At 46.0% G+C, this 16,807-nt stretch carries 9 protein-coding genes; all 9 read right to left on the bottom strand.

The genetic code is table 11. The features are described from left to right. Window positions 1–54: 54 nt before the first annotated feature. The 9 genes from JWG39_RS11290 to JWG39_RS11250 all read right to left on the bottom strand — a co-directional run bounded on the left by JWG39_RS11290 (window position 55) and on the right by JWG39_RS11250 (window position 16,806). Window positions 55–2,886 carry an FAD-binding and (Fe-S)-binding domain-containing protein gene (locus tag JWG39_RS11290; protein WP_205219512.1) on the bottom strand — a complete coding sequence of 944 codons (2,832 nt, stop codon included), beginning with the start codon at window positions 2,884–2,886 and terminating at the stop codon, window positions 55–57. Window positions 2,887–3,521: 635 nt separating this feature from the next. Next, complete coding sequence (locus tag JWG39_RS11285; RefSeq protein ID WP_205219511.1) at window positions 3,522–5,648, bottom strand: EAL domain-containing protein; 2,127 nt, start codon at window positions 5,646–5,648, stop codon at window positions 3,522–3,524. After that, entirely contained in the window at window positions 5,635–8,523 is a 2,889-nt protein-coding gene (locus tag JWG39_RS11280; protein ID WP_240192106.1) for a response regulator, read from the bottom strand. The genes JWG39_RS11285 and JWG39_RS11280 overlap by 14 nt, the downstream gene beginning before the upstream one ends. 11 nt (window positions 8,524–8,534) lie before the next feature. Beyond that, complete coding sequence (locus JWG39_RS11275) at window positions 8,535–9,107, bottom strand: TOL_0243 family YfiR-like periplasmic protein (protein WP_205219509.1); 573 nt, start codon at window positions 9,105–9,107, stop codon at window positions 8,535–8,537. A 9-nt stretch (window positions 9,108–9,116) separates the two neighbouring features. Continuing rightward, a complete protein-coding gene (locus JWG39_RS11270; protein WP_205219508.1) occupies window positions 9,117–11,150 on the bottom strand; it encodes a TonB-dependent receptor plug domain-containing protein in 2,034 nt (677 codons plus the stop codon). A 265-nt stretch (window positions 11,151–11,415) separates the two neighbouring features. Continuing rightward, window positions 11,416–11,595: a hypothetical protein gene (locus JWG39_RS11265; RefSeq protein WP_205219507.1), complete on the bottom strand. Its 180-nt coding sequence runs from the start codon at window positions 11,593–11,595 to the stop codon at window positions 11,416–11,418. Further along, a complete protein-coding gene (locus tag JWG39_RS11260; RefSeq protein ID WP_205219506.1) occupies window positions 11,592–12,317 on the bottom strand; it encodes a DUF6088 family protein in 726 nt (241 codons plus the stop codon). The genes JWG39_RS11265 and JWG39_RS11260 overlap by 4 nt, the downstream gene beginning before the upstream one ends. Before the next feature lie 599 nt (window positions 12,318–12,916). Next, entirely contained in the window at window positions 12,917–13,897 is a 981-nt protein-coding gene (locus JWG39_RS11255; RefSeq protein ID WP_205219505.1) for a calcium/sodium antiporter, read from the bottom strand. Window positions 13,898–14,088: 191 nt separating this feature from the next. Further along, window positions 14,089–16,806: a phospholipase D-like domain-containing anti-phage protein gene (locus JWG39_RS11250; protein WP_205219504.1), complete on the bottom strand. Its 2,718-nt coding sequence runs from the start codon at window positions 16,804–16,806 to the stop codon at window positions 14,089–14,091. Between the last annotated feature and the right edge of the window lies 1 nt (window position 16,807).

The following is a 16,807-nucleotide window of genomic DNA, read 5'->3' as shown; positions in this document are numbered from 1 at the left end:
GAGTAAATCACCATGTAGTGGTCCCCGTTTTCACGGGGAACACTGCTCTCTGTTTTACTCAACCCTGGTGGTGACTTCATCTACCAGGTACATGATCGACATATAAGGAATGCCGAGTTGCTCTGTACAGCCGATCTCACAGGTGCGGCTGTTTGAATATCCGGCCACTGGGTGCTCTTTTTTGATCACAGGAACCGCTGTTCTCAGTCCATGAGCGTTGAGATCGGGCAGGTAAAAACCTTTATCTCCGGCAAATCCGCAACAGTTTACATCAGGGGGCAAGACCACCTTTTCTGCACACATAGAGGCAACCTCTTCCAAAATTGCGGTAAGCCCCATTTTTTTGGTTGAGCAGGTCGCATGAATGGCTACGGTCTGCTGCTTGGGAGTAAAGTGCAGCTTCTCTAACAAGAATTTATGCACAAATTCAGCGGGTTCGTAGAGTTTCAGTCTGCTGTCCATAACCTTGCGCATTCGATATAAACAAGGAGATGTATCACAGAGCACCGGATATTTTCCCTGCTCAGAAGCGATAAGCAGCGCCGCTTCCAGCTCGCTGGACTTCATGTCCGCTGTTTCCATAAAACCTTTTGACTCCCAGGGAGTACCGCAACAGAGATTTTTCATCCCTTTAGGAAAAATGATACCATAGCCAGCTTTCTCCAGCACCCGAATGGTCACCTCTGGTATAGAGTCAGTCACCGGGTCATCTTTAGCCGGTCCCATGGCCCGGGCAATGCAGGACGGGAAATAGACAACTTTGAGTTCAGCCTGCGGATTTATCGGAGTCTCTTTTGGAGAAGAGACGCCATGCGGCATGGCAGGTGTCCACTGTGGCAGGCGATTGCCGCTTACAGAACGTGCGGTACTGCATATTTTTCCAAAAGTCTTCGTACCCAGGAGCCGATGCAGTCCTCCGACCATCCCGAGTGCAAGAGAAGCGCCGCTACAGACCAGGTCCAGGTGCTCTCCGGTAAATTTGCCTGCTTTTTTCCCAAACGCACTGCGATTTGCGGCTCGTATCTGCTTAATATATTTCCCGGTATCAATGGAGACAGGGCATGACGTCTGGCAAAGACCGTCACCTGCGCAGCTCTCCTCCCCCTGGAAAACAAAACCTTTCTCAAGTTCAGCAAGACGTTCAGGATTTTCTCCACTTTCTTTCAGTCTCGTGATCTCTCTCTGCACCACAATCCGCTGGCGGGCAGAGAGGCTGAAATGGTTTGACATGCAGTTCACTTCACAGAAACCACATTCAATACACTTGTCAATCAAAGGGTCGCACTGAGGCAGGGGTTTGAAGTTTTTTAAATAGCACTCGGGGTCCTCGTTAATGATAACACCCGGATTGAGGATAGTATCCGGATCAAAGAGGTTCTTGACTTCACACATCAGAGCGTAGCCTTTTTCACCCCATTCTTTTTTGACAAACGGTGCCATATTCCGCCCGGTGCCATGTTCCGCCTTTAACGAACCGTCGTATTTATCGACAGTCATATTGATAACGGCGTGCATCATTGCCTCGTAACGCTTCACCTCTTTTGGGTTGCTGAAATCCTGGTTGATGATGAAATGGAAATTTCCTTCAAGGGCATGGCCGTAAATGACGGCGTCATCGTAACCATGCTCAACCATGATATCCTGCAGATCCTTCGTCGCTTCAGGCAGGGTTTCCATGTGGTAGGCGACGTCTTCAATAATACAGGTCGTACCGATTTCCCGCAGGCCGCCGACAGCAGGAAAGACCCCTTTACGGATATTCCACAACTGTGCGTTTATAAAGGGGTCGGAACTGAATTCGACAGGCCGAAGTGTTGTAAAGTCCTTCAGAATATCTTTGATTTGGACAATATTGCCAGCGAGGGTATCTTCATCTGAAGCCATCGTCTCCATGAGGACCGCAGTGGTTGTTTCATCAAAATCTTTGATGAAGCCCGGAATGCCCTCCTGGTTCTCGACCGATTTCAATGCCCGTCGATCAAGGAGTTCTGCGCCATCTACCGGTCCTTTTTTGAGCGCTACTGTTGCCTGGCATGCAGTCATGATGTCCGGGAAATAGACCATGGAACTTGCCTTGCATTTGTACATGGGCACAGAACGCATCACCACCTCGGAGATGAATGCCAGTGCGCCTTCCGAACCGATCATCAGGTTGATGATAATATGGAAGGGGTCATCGTAGTCAATGAAAGGATTAATGGAAAATCCGGTGGTGTTTTTGATGGAATATTTTTTTCTTATTCGAGCGGCAAAGGCCTCATCTGCACGTACCCTGTCGCGAATTTCCTCAATTTTTTCCACAAATCCAGGCCGGGCACGTTGAAACGATTCACGGCTGTCAGCATCTGCGGTATCAAGAAGGGTCCCGTCTGCGAAAATAATTTTAGCCGATTCAATGGTCTGATAGGCATTTTCATGGGTGCCGCAGTTCATACCAGAGGCGTTGTTAATAATGATGCCTCCAACCATTGCGGAGTTAATGGAGGCAGGGTCCGGACCAAATTTCCGATCATAGGGGGCGAGAATGCGATTCACCTTTGCCCCGACAATTCCAGGCTGCAGGCGGATTTTTTGTCCATCCTCCAATACTTCGTAGTCTTCCCACCCTTCATTTGCCATAAGCAAAATAGAATCGGAGATGGCCTGACCGGAAAGAGAGGTCCCTGCGGCTTTGAAGGTTACCGGAAGTTTTCGAGACGACGCTTCACGCAGACAAAGCTGCATCTCTTTTTCATTTGCAACCCGAACCACGACCTGCGGCTCCAGACGGTAAAAGCCACCGTCCGTGCCATAAGCCAGGCGACGAAGCGTATCTGTAAAAATTCTTTTTTTGGGTATACGAGTTGATATTGCCTTTACAAAATTTTGATATTCAACGTTGATCATGGTCATCCTCTTAGTAAAAATATGGAATGATTCTCCGCATGTTGCGGTGTGCTAAAAGGTTTTGAGAGTATTCATCGTAATCACCGGCTCTGTGATTTTTTCTTTTCCTGCATATACTTGAATGGCTGTAATTGCGACCATATTCACGTATGACAATACGTTAAATCGTCCGCCGTTATACAACAATAAGCATGATTTTTTCCTCTGGTATTTCTTGTTTTTACTTCAAAACAGAAAAAAACGGAGATTACCGGCGGTGTGATAGAGCGGCGGTGTAATACTATTTACATTTTGTATTGACCAGAGAATGCGGTCACGTGGACATCTTTTTTGGCGATTACGAATGGAGAATAATTCGTGTTTATCCTTGTTTATCCTTGTTTATCCGTGTTTATCCGTGGTTGCTTTTACAGTTTGTAACCACGAATGGACACGAATTTTCACTAATACTAATTTATGGTATAAGACTGCTAATTGCTCGTCTCTACGGAAATCTTTTGCTTTTTCCTGCCTCGCGTCTCCTTTCTCCCTTTTCCCGCCCCGGCCTTTGAATCCACCAATACAAAATGGAAATGAGCTCATTACCTGACGGATTACTCATTCAGCTTTCCTTTTTTGATTCGGCCAGTTTCTTGTTATAAAAAGCCTCTGGCCAAAAAATTTGTGAAATCTTTTACAGGAACCGGAGGGCTGAAATAATAGCCCTGGGCTTGATCACATCCATATCGTTTCAGCAGGTCGAATTGTTCCTTTGTTTCAATTCCCTCAGCTATAATCGTTTTGCCCAAACTGTGGCCCAGGGCAATAATGGCCTTGATAATAATACGATTATCCCTTTGCACGATGCTTCCCATTATGAACGAACGATCAATTTTGAGTGTATTCACGGGGAAAGAGGTCAGGTAACTCAATGAAGAAAAACCGGTTCCGAAATCGTCCAGGGCAATGCTGATATTCATATCCCTGATCTGCTGAAATATCTGCATGGTCTCATCATCATCCTGCATCAGAACATTTTCAGTAATTTCCAGTTCAAGTTTTTTTGAATCAAACTTCACGGTTTCCAGCGCTTTTTTGATGTCCTGGATAATATCCTGAGTGGCAAGTTTATATCCGGAAAGGTTCATGGCGACACGGATAGAGTTCAAACCAGCTTTTGTCCATTTGTCGTTCTGCCTGGATGCCTCCTTAAGCACCCATTTATTAATGTCGATTATCAGGCCGGTTTCTTCTGCAAGGGGGATAAATTTATCGGGTGGAATCATCCCTTTGTCTGGATGCATCCATCGAATAAGGGCTTCTGCCCCAACAATTTTCCGGTCAGCAAAAGTAATCTGGGGCTGGTAGTAAAGGACAAATTCGTCACGGACAAGAGCCTTCTTAAGATCCCTCTCCATGGAAAACCGCTCTACAGCTGCCCGGTTAAGGGATTCCATATAAAATTGATACGTATTCTTTCCCCGGTCTTTTGCATAATACATTGCGGAATTGGCATTTTTCAATAATGTTTCAGATGTCGAACCATCGTCAGGAAAGACACTGATGCCGATACTGGCGGTCACTGATACATCTTTTTCTTCAATACTCCAGGTCGCGGGAATCGCATTAAAAATACGCTGGGCAATTATGGCCGAATGTTCAGGATTTTTGATATCGGAAAGCAAAATTGTGAATTCATCGCCCCCGAGTCTCGCAATCATTAAACCTGATTCATCCTTGTCATGTCGTGCAGCAGTATCTGTTTTTCGAATACACGATTTGAGTGTCTCTGCCACTGCCTTTAACAGTAAATCCCCGATATGATGTCCGAAATTGTCATTTATTCTTTTAAACTGGTCAATATCAAGAAAAAGCAAGGCAAATTTTTGATCATTGCGGGTTGCATTTTCAATTTGCATATCCAGGCGGTTCATAAACAGCATTCGATTCGCTAAACCGGTTAATCCGTCATAAAAGGCGAGGAAACGAATTCTTTCTTCTGCCTGTTTCAATTGGGATAAATCCTGCACAACGCCCAGCATTATTTCGGGAACGCCATTCTCGTCGACAAAAACTTCCCCTTGATTCAAAATATACTTTTGCGTGCCATTTAAATCTATTATCTGGTAATTCAGGCTGAAATCTTCTTTATCTTTTACAGCATTGCTGAGAGTTTCTTTAACCATGCCCTGGTCGCTGGCAATGATGGACTCAAAGAAACCATCAAAGGTCAACGGTTTGTCCATGGCGTTCAACCCCAGGAGAGAACAGGCTTCGGGGGAACAGCAAAAGGCATTGTTTACCAGATCAATCTGCCAGTTACCCAGTTTGGCAAGCTTCTGGGTCTTAAGCAATCGATTCTCGCTTAAATACAATTCCCGAAAGGCCTGACCGGCCCTGAGCATATATTTTGCGCGGTAGCCCAGCATTATCCAGTTGATCGGTTTTGTAATAAAATCATTTGCCCCGACTTCAAACGCCCGGACGGTTGATTCGATATCATCCATTCCAGTAACGATGAGAATCTGAGGATATTTTCCTCCGGGGAGCTCGCGAATGGCTGTACATACTTCAAAGCCGTCCATCTCCGGCATAACGACATCCAGCAAAATAAGATCCGGTTTTTTGGATTTAAAAAGAGAGAGAGCGATGCAACCGTTTTCCGCCTCAATGACATCAAAGTTGACTTTGGCAAGTGCTGCCCCCATGGTTAAACGTAAAGAAAAATCATCGTCCACAACCAGGGCCAGGGGATTTTTCGAAGTATGGCTATTGCAAATCATGTAAAAATAACTCCATTTTTAAACATTCGTTAACCTTAACAAACTCATTTTCAATTAATGTGATCATCTCAGAAGCATCTTCAAGGTGGTTAAATCTGCACTTTTCTTCAAGCGATTTACCCATTTCAGATAATTTTGCCGCACCGACATTGGCACTGCTTGATTTAAGGCTGTGGGCATTTCTTTGCAACACTTCAATATCCTTTGCATCCAGTGATTTTCGCAGTTGTGATATCAAAACCGTTGAACTTTCCAGGTAAACTTTAATAACTTTATCAAAGATACTGGACTCTCCTTCAATTTGTAGATTCTGAATCGCAAGAAGCATGCTTCGGTCAATAGAATCTGAACCACTTCCCTGTTCACTGGCCAATTTCATTCCCGGGAAATCTTTAGAACCAGCAACATTGTCGCCATCTCCTCCTGCCGGAGACCAGACTTTAAGGAGAGCCAGAATCTGACTTTTTAAAAAAGGTTTGCTCAGGTAATCATCCATCCCGGCTGTCAAACATTTTTTTCTGTCCCCTTTAAGGGCATTTGCGGTTAATGCGATAATTGGAATATTTTTCTCCACACCATTTTCTTTTTCAAATTTCCGAATAGCTGCCGTGGCCTGGTAACCGTCCAGCACAGGCATTTGACAATCCATAAAAACAAGATCATAGGGTGTCTTTGATACGGCTTCAACTGCTTCACTGCCGTTTGAAACAATATCTACCCTGCACCCAAAAATTCTGAGCATGGCAGCTGTAACATTTTGATTTATCAGATTATCTTCCGCAATAAGGACATGAATATCAAAAACCTGCGTATCTTGATCAATCCCGGTCGAATTGCTCATCTCGTCAGATATCTTTTTAGGATGATCACCAAGAACCCTGATCACTGCAGCGTACAACTCTGATTGCGGAACCGGTTTGCTCAGAGACGCTGAGATACCATTTTTTTTCGCTTTGGCAGCATCATTGCCCGTCCCCGCCGATGTCAGCATGATCAACCGGGTGTCGGCAATTGCCGGATCCGCCTTTATCTTCTGAGCCACCTCCATCCCACCCATACCCGGCATATCCTTGTCAAGAAGTACCAGATCAAAGGGTTCTCCTTTTTGCCGGGCCAAACGCAGTTCCTCTACCCCTTTAGCACCGCAATTGCTGCTCTTATGTGCCATTCCCCATGAGATGGTTTGGCGTTTGAGAATTTCCCGGGTTGTCAGATTATCATCAATAACAAGAACCCGAAACCCTTTTAATCTGGCGGTGTTAAGTCGGTATTTTTTTCTTTCCGCTTCCGGACTGGCTGCAAAATCCACCGTAAAGGAAAAGGTAGACCCTTTCCCAGGCTCACTTTCACAGCGCAGTTCCCCGCCCATTAACGCAACAATTTCCTTGGAAATGACCAGCCCGAGACCGGTCCCCCCATACTTACGGGTCGTCGACCCATCTGCCTGGGAAAAGGGACTGAAAAGCCGTTGAAGGTCCTGCTGACAGATGCCGATCCCTGTGTCCCGGATCGAGACATGCAGCTTCACTCGATTCTGATTAGAAACGGTCGTGGCGACCTGAACAACGACCTCGCCCTGCTTTGTAAATTTAATTGCATTGCCGACAAGGTTGGTAAGAACCTGCCGGAAGCGGGTCGGATCTCCGTTCAAGAAAATGCAGGTTTCCTGTGGAATAAGAACAGCCAGTTCAAGCCGTTTTGCATGGACACGGGAGGCCAGCATCTGCATCACATCATCAAGGAGTATTTGCAGATTAAAATTTATGTTTTCAAGTTCAAGCTTGCTCGCCTCGATTTTCGAAAAATCAAGAATATCATTGATGATTGCCAGGAGAGAACAACCCGAACTCTGAATGGCTTTAGAAAACCGGTGTTGCTCCTCGGTGAGAGTTGTTTCCATCAGCAATTCCGCCATTCCCAGGACACCGTTCATCGGTGTACGGATTTCATGGCTCATGTTTGCCAGAAACTGGGATTTTGCACGGTTGGCTTCTTCGGCAGTTTTTCTGGCCTTTTCCAGGGTGACAACCATAGCTTCCAGCTCATTTTTTGCCATGGAAAGATCTGCCGTGCGTAATTCAACCCGTTTTTCCAAATCAGCACTGTACATTTTCAGGTCTTCATCCCGGGCATGGATCTCACCGATCATATCATTGAAACAGTCAATCAATATTCCGAACTCATCTTTGCCCTGTTTTTTTACCCGCACATCATAATTTCTTTTTAGTGTCACCTTTTTTATGGATTGCATTAATTCAAGCAGGGGTCGTGTAAAAATTTTCTGACTCCTCGTAGATAAAAGAAGCACGACCATCAGCGTAATGACCACGATGAAAGCAACAACGATATAATAGGCATGAAGCCGGTTGCGAACCTGCCGCATATCATCGACCAGATGAATCGAGCCAACCAATATATTTTGTGCAAAAACCGGTCGGAGAATATGTATGTATCCCTTGAACAGGTAAGATACGAAGCCTTCTTCCTGTAATTGCCTGGAAATATTCTCTCGGGCAGGATACGCGGCGTGGAAATCGGCAATCAAAAGATCTGCATCAACACCCTTCTGGTTATATTTACTGTAGGTGTCACCGTTTTTATCATACAGAATAGCCGCTGCAATTTCAGGTTTTGCCGCCAGTGAATGCAAGGTTTCCGCCGCAGCCTGCTCATCATTAAAAGCCATGGCTGCCGCACTGTTCAGGGCCACCACATCGGCGATGGAACACAGCTCACCCACAAGATTTTTCTGGGCATTCCATTTTTCGTTGATCATCAGCCCGGTTGATACCAGCAACAGGGTAACTCCCGCCGTCAGGCTGAGAAGAAGAAACAGCTTGGTTCGAATGGAGAGATTCACCCACCGCCACTTCATTGGATCCCTGCTCATTTCTCACCCACAAGAATAGCCAGTTTTAAAAGGCGAGAACTCAGTTTTAAATGATTTTTTCGGGCAATGATCACGTTGATTTCAAAATGCAATCGTCCTGTTCTGCTGAAAAAATTAATAATCCCCCCATCATTGATAAACGCCTTTGTTTCACCGATCGTTAACACGGGTTTATCCTTTACGGCTGCAAGTATGTCAAGGAGGAGGACAGGATCAACCCCTTTACCGATAAACATCATATCACACTGCCCGACATCTTTGCTCTTATGCATAAAATGCACATCAAGTGTTCGGTCATTGATCTTTTTACCGTTAAGTTCCTGGAAAGCAGATTTAATGGTCTTATTGCCCAAAACGCAGAGTGTGAAAGGCTCGGCCGGACTGGCAAAGGATTCTTCCGGCCACTGGGTATATCTGGCAAAGTTGAGCACAAATGCAGCTTTTACCGCATACTCATCCATACCTGGACTCACCGCATTGGCAATTGCAGAAATCGAGAGAAGCATCAACAAAACAGCAAGACCGTAGACCCGCTTCAAGCGTTTGACCAGTTCTTTGTCTTTTTTCATCAAAGTTTCCTAGAACTGGAAGGTTATTTTTCCGTAAACACCCCGTTCAACCTCAGTGGGCAGGGTAAAACTTTCCTGCACAAACTCCAGATGTCTGCTTTCCAGTAAATTCTGTCCGACCAGGGACAGCTCCCACTTGTCATTGGGACGCCAGGCCAGGCAAATATCAAGAGTGAAGTAATCATCGATCTCAAACAGATTATCAGCTGCAGCGGTAGATAAGGCGCTTGTATTATCGACATACCGAAACCAGATATCCACATCCAGATCTTCCCGAGGGGTAAAGGCCGAACGCAAGGATGCCTGATATGTGGGCTCCTGGCCCACCTGCCATCCATCTTCCATATCACTGACAAGGTAACTGCAGGCCAGATCCAGCTTCAACCACCAGGCGGCCTGCCAGGTTCCTGACACCTCTGCACCGTAGGAATGGGCTGAAAAATTGTTGTTAAAATAAAGGTTTTTCTCGATGTATGTTCCTCGATTTACATAATCTCCTGCCTCAACGGTCCGAGCCTTGTCATAATTGTTGTAAAAAGTTGTAACATCGAGGGAAAAGGCTTGATTCGGCACAAAACGATAACCCAGTTCATAGGCGGTCAGTTTTTCCGATGCGTATTCAGACGTTCCCACAGTATTGATGACGACAGGCAAACCAGATGAGGCACTTGAAGGCGGAATAACTTTATTGAGAACAATTCCATCACTCTCCCCCCGAGACGGGGTTCTCACCGCACGGGACACTGATGTCCACAACCGATGGTACGGACACGGTTTCCAGAGCAGCCGGAGGCCTGGCTGCACCTCATAGCCGGTGTAATCATTATGTTCAAATTTTGACCCGAGGGTCAGCCGCAAGTAATCTTGCACCAGCGAGATTTCATCCTGGATAAAAGCACTGTAAAGGTCGTCTCCCTGGCTTTCAGGTATTATTGAAAAAACTGGATTATTGACAAAATCATCGTCGGTATGACGATATCGGATGCCCCAGACAAGGTCATGGCGGTTGCCTGGTGAAAATCGATGCTGGAAATCAAGATCAAAGCTGTTTCGTCGTTCATGGACAAAGGCTTCTTCTCTTTCTGTCCAGTCGTAATAGGCTTGCAGCGTAAATCCCGAGGTAGAAGATAAGATGGACTGCCAGCTCGCCACCAGATTGCCCCCCGACACCTCGGTATCGTCATCAACGTATATACGGTAGGGAGCTGCCACAGAAGGGAGAATTATCTGCTGGTTGATATCCCCCTGGTAGATATCACCCTGGAGGTTAACGCTGTCATTGGCGTTTAAATTTGACTCCCAGCGAAATCCTCCCTGGCGCATATCCCAGTCGTCACCGGCATCATCCCCCCTGGAAATTTTGAATTCATCTTCTTTAAATCCTTTGGCGTATATGCGTCCCCAGGTATTCTCTCCCAGAGAAGTACCATACCGGGTACTGGCAAAGGCCGGTTCATTAATACCGCCACCCACACTTGCCAGACCGCCCAGGGTATCCTCGGCATGTTTGGTTATGATATTGATGACACCGTTGACCGCATTGGCACCCCAGAGGGTGGCACCGGGTCCCCGGATGACCTCAATGCGCTCCACATCTTCCAGCATCACGTTTTGCACTTCCCAGTAAACACCGGAAAAAGACGACGTATAAACACTGCGCCCGTCAATAAGTACCAGGAGTTTATCTCCAAAACGGCTGGCGGTACCACGGCTGTTAACCGCCCATTTATTTGAATCGATACGGGCCACAGTCAATCCTGGTACCATGCGCAGGGCATCGGGTATGTTGGTAACCCCGGAATGCTTTAAATCTTCGTTCGTAATAACAAAAATGGCTGCAGCACTGTCTGAAAGGGATTGCTCTTTTTTACTGACCGAAGTTACCTTAACGCCCATCAGATCTTCCAGACTCAACCCGGTCAAGTCCAATTGTTCAGCAAAAAGAGGTAACGGGTTGAAAACAAAAAGCACACCCACTAAAACATGCAGGAGTTTGATTAAACTCTTAGATGCAAGGCATGTATTGAAGTCCAATTTGTACATCAACACTTCCCCCGTTCGTAAATTCCATAATGGACAATCATTCTGCTGTGGCCTTCTCTCAGGTGAAGATTAAATTTTAATTGAAAAACAGGATAAAATGACTACAGAGTTGTTGTCAAGAGAGTTTACAGGAAACAACCGCCGGTGTGTCACCATCAGTGTTTTTTATCGTCCCTGAAAGACACGTGGAAAAATTAAGTTCAGCTAATGATAATTATTAACCCGGAGGGTATTGAAGTTTGGAATTATACGTCAAGTATGATTATTACGGTGTTGCACTTATTGTACTCATCCAGCTTTGCTCCCCAATAGAATCATGGAAGACAGCATGTAATGCAGATGTCACCCAGTAATCCTTCTCGATAAATATCTCTGGAATACTCAACATCTCTGACGTTGCAGTTACTGCCTGTCGAAAAAGACGTTTGTCTTCATGCAGTCTCATTTGATACTCCACTCGGACGCTGAAGAAAATACACCAGAAACCCCTGGAATTTTATAGATTGTGATGGGGTTTAACGATTTCCTCAGCTTCTCTGTAAGGCTTATTTTGCCCAAACTATCCAAGATAGCCCCAAGTAGAGCTCTGGTTGAAGGGGGATATTTTAATGCAAGCCGAACCAATACCTCCAACTCTTTTTCAGATAACTTTGACATTAAGCTCTGTATAACCTTACAGCTCTGATCTATTTTCGAGTCAGGTATTCTTTTTATAAAACGCAAGACATCAAGTAACTGCAGGAGTGGAATATTTTCTTTCGTGATTGTATTTTTCTGTTTTACAAAAGAAATACTATATTTTCCACGCTTCATTGAGGAACGAACTTCATTCTTTCCAATCTGGATGGTACTACTCACCTGAGTTGTCAAACCCATCGTATTGTAGATACTAAGACCAGTTATATATCCCTCAATCCGCCCATCACGTTCAAGTAAATCCTTGACGACTTGATATTGATTCGGTGGAAGTTCTCCAAAAGGAGATTGTTCTGGCTTATAATATTTACCCTTAGCAAGTTTTGCGATTTCTCCAGACGCAGCAAGTCTATTCAAAGCTTTAATCAAGCCCTCCCTGCTCTCTACCATGTCGACAAAATCATTAAAGGTAAAGACATAGCCTCTGGAGAATCTAGCTACCCTGGACCTTATTATATCAGATATATTCATAATAAAAAGAATAACACCACAAACGGTGAATGTCCAGTTTTTAGCACTATAAACTGGACAATTGGTTGGTCATTCGTTGGTGTTGGTGCAGGTGAATTTTTACACCAAACAAAACAAGATCATCTGCCTCCGCATCGGTGGTAAGTGGTCGGCGATCAGCTGGCAGAGTGGATTACTCAAGATGCTGTTATTTATCGACAAATAACATGCTTCACCCGTGACAGTTTAGTCCATCCCGGTGAAATAGAGTTGTATACGCAGTGATTCCGTTCAATTTGGCGGGGTCAAAGGCTCATAGAACTTAAGAGACCTATAAAAGACATGACATTCAATCTGAAACGGCGATGCCCAGCCTTCTAATGTGGCTACACTATCCCGGACACACAAATTCAGGTATAAGGGTACCTGGAAACAGCCTGCATTCGTTCATATTCGAGGCACAGGAGGAAATGTATTACCACCATGATTGATAACGGAGTCTGGCGCTTACCTGGAGTCTGGCGCTTACCTGAAGCCTGGCGTTTACCTGAAGCCTGGCGTTTACCTCCGAGGATAAACGTAACTCTAACGAAGAAGAGAGACGATTATTCAAGATCCCCTCATGTCGAAACCTTCAATACGGTGCTGATCAACCAGGCTGTATATGCGATATATACCAGCAAAAGAGCCGTTCCTTCGCAACGATTTATACGCCCCTGACGCCCTCTGAATCCATAACCGATCAAGAAAAGTGAAATGGTCAACGCTCCCATAACAACCATGTCCCGCGAGAGTGTTTCTGGCTCAACTGCAAAAGGATGAATCAATCCGGCAATACCGACAACGGCCAGTGTGTTGAACAGGTTTGATCCGAGCACATTTCCTAAAGCGATATCGTGCTCACCCTTACGGGCAGCGATGATAGATGACGCCAGCTCCGGCAGGGACGTACCAACCGCAACAATCGTCAAACCTGTAATCAGGTCGCTTACACCGAAAATCTGAGCAATTTCAACCGCACCCCATACGAGGATGCGCGAACTGACAATGAGCAGCAGCAACCCGGTAACAAGCCAGAAAACGGCCCGTTTAATCGGCATCTCTCTTTCAGCAGTTTCAGACTCAACCTCTTTCGCCAGTGTATCGCTCTTTCGCGTCATCCCCTGAACAATGGTCCATGCCATCAGGCCACCAAATAGCAGCAACAGGATAACAGCATCAAGCCGTGATAAATCAAGATCTGCAAGAAGGACAACAGTAAGAATGGTCACAAGCGTCAGTACAGGCAGCTCCCTGCGCAAGACTGTCGAGTGAACCATGATCGGATTGATCAGGGCGGACGCCCCGAGGATCAGGGCAATGTTGCAAATATTTGAACCGTAGGCGTTCCCAATGGCAATTCCGCCCTTCCCATCAATTGATGCCAAAGCGGAAACGATCATTTCAGGTGCAGAGGTCCCGAACCCCACGATCACCATACCAATCAATAACGGCGGCATGCCGAAATGACGTGCAGTAACAGCTGAACCTTCCACAAAACGGTCTGCACTCCAGACAAGCAGAAGCAAACCGGTAATCAAAGCCAAAATTGCGGTTAACATGATTTATTCCCTGCTCTCATTCGAGCGCTCCTTATGCAATTTGTAACCACGAATAGACACGAATTTTCAAGAACATGGTTAGAAAATAATACGTTTCCACTTCAATTTTAAGTCTGGCGCTTACCTCCGAGGATAATTTTTTGACTGTACAAAGAAGATAGACGATTATTCAAGGTCTCCATCAATCCATTTCACCAGGGCTCACTCAGTTTGCTGACAATATCGCGGCGGGATAAGACGGAGGCGCAACGTTCCCATAAATGATCTTCAGGATCTATGGTTTCACGGTATTTTACAGAAAAAGCGTCCTGAGCTTTTTTCCTTTCATGCATGTATTCATTCATTCGTTTTTTCAGCGCTTCCTCATCATCAATCCATTCATCATCGATGGTGTCCGGGATGCTGCCAAAGATATCATACGTATTATGCAGGCGTTCAGACAAGACGTTGTAGACTTTTTCATCCTGAGTTTCGCTGTAGACAAGATTGAGCATATCGACACTCTTACGGGTCTGCCCGAACCTCTTAATACGCCCCAGTCTCTGCTCAAGGCGGGATGGATTCCATGGCAGATCGATGTTAATCAAAGTTCCTAACGTCTGGAGATTTAATCCTTCGCACGCTGCATCCGTTGCCACAACCAGTCTGATCTCATGCGTTCTCACGGCAGCCTTGATGACTTCACGGTCGACGCGGTTAAACTGTTCGCCTCGAAAGAGTCCGCTTTTTCCAACACCGGCATATACAGAGACAACCTCGCCCTTGAATGATTTTGCCAGCTCTCCTGCTATCCATTCTACCGTGTCATAGTACTGGCTGAAGATGATGCACCCGTGTTCCATCCAGGTTTTTCCATCCGTCCTGAATTCGGTTAAGAACCACTTCACCGTGTTAAGTTTAGAATCAACGGCTTCGGCACGTGAAAGTTGGGTCTCTATTTCTTTGAGACAGGAAACTTCCGCAGGAGTCATTTCAGAAAGGATATGTTCAACTTCTTCAATACGATCCTCGTCCTCATTCGAGATGGAATGTTTGAGCATCTTCTGTGCGGTTTTCAGACCGGATGCAAAACTGGAACATATCCTTTGCAACATCAACGACTTCATGAACCCGCCCACTTTGGTTCGGGATTGCAGCAGTGTGCTAAACTTTTCCGCCTGCTCATAGGCTACCTGGAACGGTGTATTGGTTGGTAGTCCTAATCCAACAAAACGCGACTGGTACTGTGCACGATTTCGGGGAACGGGATGTGTGTTTACCCCAACTTTTTCCAACAGGCCATCATCCTCAAGCTGCTTCCGTTTTCTCAAAACGGTGTGCCGCAACACCGGATTGTTTTCCTTGAAGAACCCGGGGATAAGACACTCGGAAAGCCACATTTCCTGAATCATGTACCCCAGGTCTTCAAACCGATAGCCACAAAAAAATGACGCAGCGTCAATCGATAAAGAATCACGAATCTGCTGAACAATATAATGCTCATTTGCAGGCGGAAAAGGATTGCGTAACCACCGCCAGACCTCTTGCTCAGATGTGACCTGATTTTTACCTGTTATCAGTGGAATTGCCTGTTCATGATCCTGCCACGGAGACAAGGCATCTCCGAGAACGAACTCCGCACCACTGTTGAGAATACCCAAAAGATCCCACAGCTCACGAACAGCTGTCTGAATCGGGGTTGCAGTTCCTAAAATCAAATGCCGTGTACGCCTGCCGATGTGCTGCATAAAGGAGAGAAGGTTGTTAGGCTCAGATGTTGTATTGCCATGACCGCCTTTGACACGGGCCTTATGCGCCTCATCGAGGATGACCATACCGAATTTGTTTTTGAGCAGCATCCCCGCTTCTTTGATAAAAACGCCTTTTTTACATTGATGCAGAATCAGGCCGGTTGAAATTATGGCAATTTTGTAAGGGCATTTTTTAATCGATGAAGCATCTCCTCGTGGTGAAAGAATCTGCCCCTCGACCCCAAGCCACACCTTCTTTTGAGAAGACCAGACAGTTGTGGGAATACCCAGTTTATCTATCATCTCAATCTGCCACTGAAGAGTTAACGTGGAAGGTGCCAAAATAAGCACAGGACCATCCCCAAGCAGAGCACTCACCAGCGCACTGGTTGCCATTGAAAATGTTTTCCCTACACCAACCTCATCGGCCAGTAACAGCCGGGCTTTCCCGTATATTTCTCGATGTTCAAGAAACATTGCGACGAAGGAGCGCTGCCACGGCTGCAGCTGCTCTCCACCTCTATATATGGGAGATTCCGCCATGGCGGCGGCCGGAACTTCTTCCGGCTTCAGAACTTCTACAGAGACTTCCCGGCGGTTCGCTACACGATTGATTTCCGCCAAAATGGCTTCCGGGAGAGGCACACCTTCATTCCATAACGCCCAAAACTCTGTTTCTACCCAGTCGGCACTCGCTTCATCGTCATCCTGCCACACCAGCTCATAATTGTGCGCAAAGGCACTCTTTGATTCGTTTACGGAACCGACAAACGATTTACGGCTTCCATCCGGATAGTGAAGAGATCCAGCCTTACCATGCAGGAACAGGCGTTCTTTCGGCACAACGCGTATTTCCACATTACCGGACCGCAACAACTGATCGAGGATCTGATACCGCTCCTTTTTCAGGAGTGCTTCAGCTGCGACATCCACTTCATTCCAACGTTCTTTTAACGCCGTATTTCGCCCGGCAGCCACCTGAAAATCTGCCAGATCCAGTTCGGAATTACAGATGATTTTCACCTCTGGAATTTGAGCAATTTCTTCACCAACCAGCTCGAAAACGGAACTCCTGAAATAGCCAGCGATACGGAAATATTTGGATGCCCCCTTGAGTGACGCAGCCAGAAATTCCGTATCCAGTCTTTCCGTTCGAGATGAAAAACGCCGAAGAGCCATC

It is taken from the genome of Desulforhopalus vacuolatus, assembly GCF_016918505.1.
GTDB classification, from domain to species: domain Bacteria; phylum Desulfobacterota; class Desulfobulbia; order Desulfobulbales; family Desulfocapsaceae; genus Desulforhopalus; species Desulforhopalus vacuolatus.
This window is presented reverse-complemented; position numbering and strand designations above follow the sequence as displayed.

What these genes read in the sequence shown, in the direction of transcription:
- JWG39_RS11255 (WP_205219505.1), bottom strand. Translation starts at nt 13,897, where the DNA reads ATGTTAACCGCAATTTTGGCTTTGATTACCGGTTTGCTTCTGCTTGTC.
- JWG39_RS11270 (WP_205219508.1), bottom strand. Translation starts at nt 11,150, where the DNA reads ATGTACAAATTGGACTTCAATACATGCCTTGCATCTAAGAGTTTAATC.
- JWG39_RS11260 (WP_205219506.1), bottom strand. Translation starts at nt 12,317, where the DNA reads ATGAATATATCTGATATAATAAGGTCCAGGGTAGCTAGATTCTCCAGA.
- JWG39_RS11275 (WP_205219509.1), bottom strand. Translation starts at nt 9,107, where the DNA reads ATGAAAAAAGACAAAGAACTGGTCAAACGCTTGAAGCGGGTCTACGGT.
- JWG39_RS11285 (WP_205219511.1), bottom strand. Translation starts at nt 5,648, where the DNA reads ATGATTTGCAATAGCCATACTTCGAAAAATCCCCTGGCCCTGGTTGTG.
- JWG39_RS11280 (WP_240192106.1), bottom strand. Translation starts at nt 8,523, where the DNA reads ATGAAGTGGCGGTGGGTGAATCTCTCCATTCGAACCAAGCTGTTTCTT.
- JWG39_RS11265 (WP_205219507.1), bottom strand. Translation starts at nt 11,595, where the DNA reads ATGAGACTGCATGAAGACAAACGTCTTTTTCGACAGGCAGTAACTGCA.
- JWG39_RS11290 (WP_205219512.1), bottom strand. Translation starts at nt 2,886, where the DNA reads ATGATCAACGTTGAATATCAAAATTTTGTAAAGGCAATATCAACTCGT.
- JWG39_RS11250 (WP_205219504.1), bottom strand. Translation starts at nt 16,806, where the DNA reads ATGGCTCTTCGGCGTTTTTCATCTCGAACGGAAAGACTGGATACGGAA.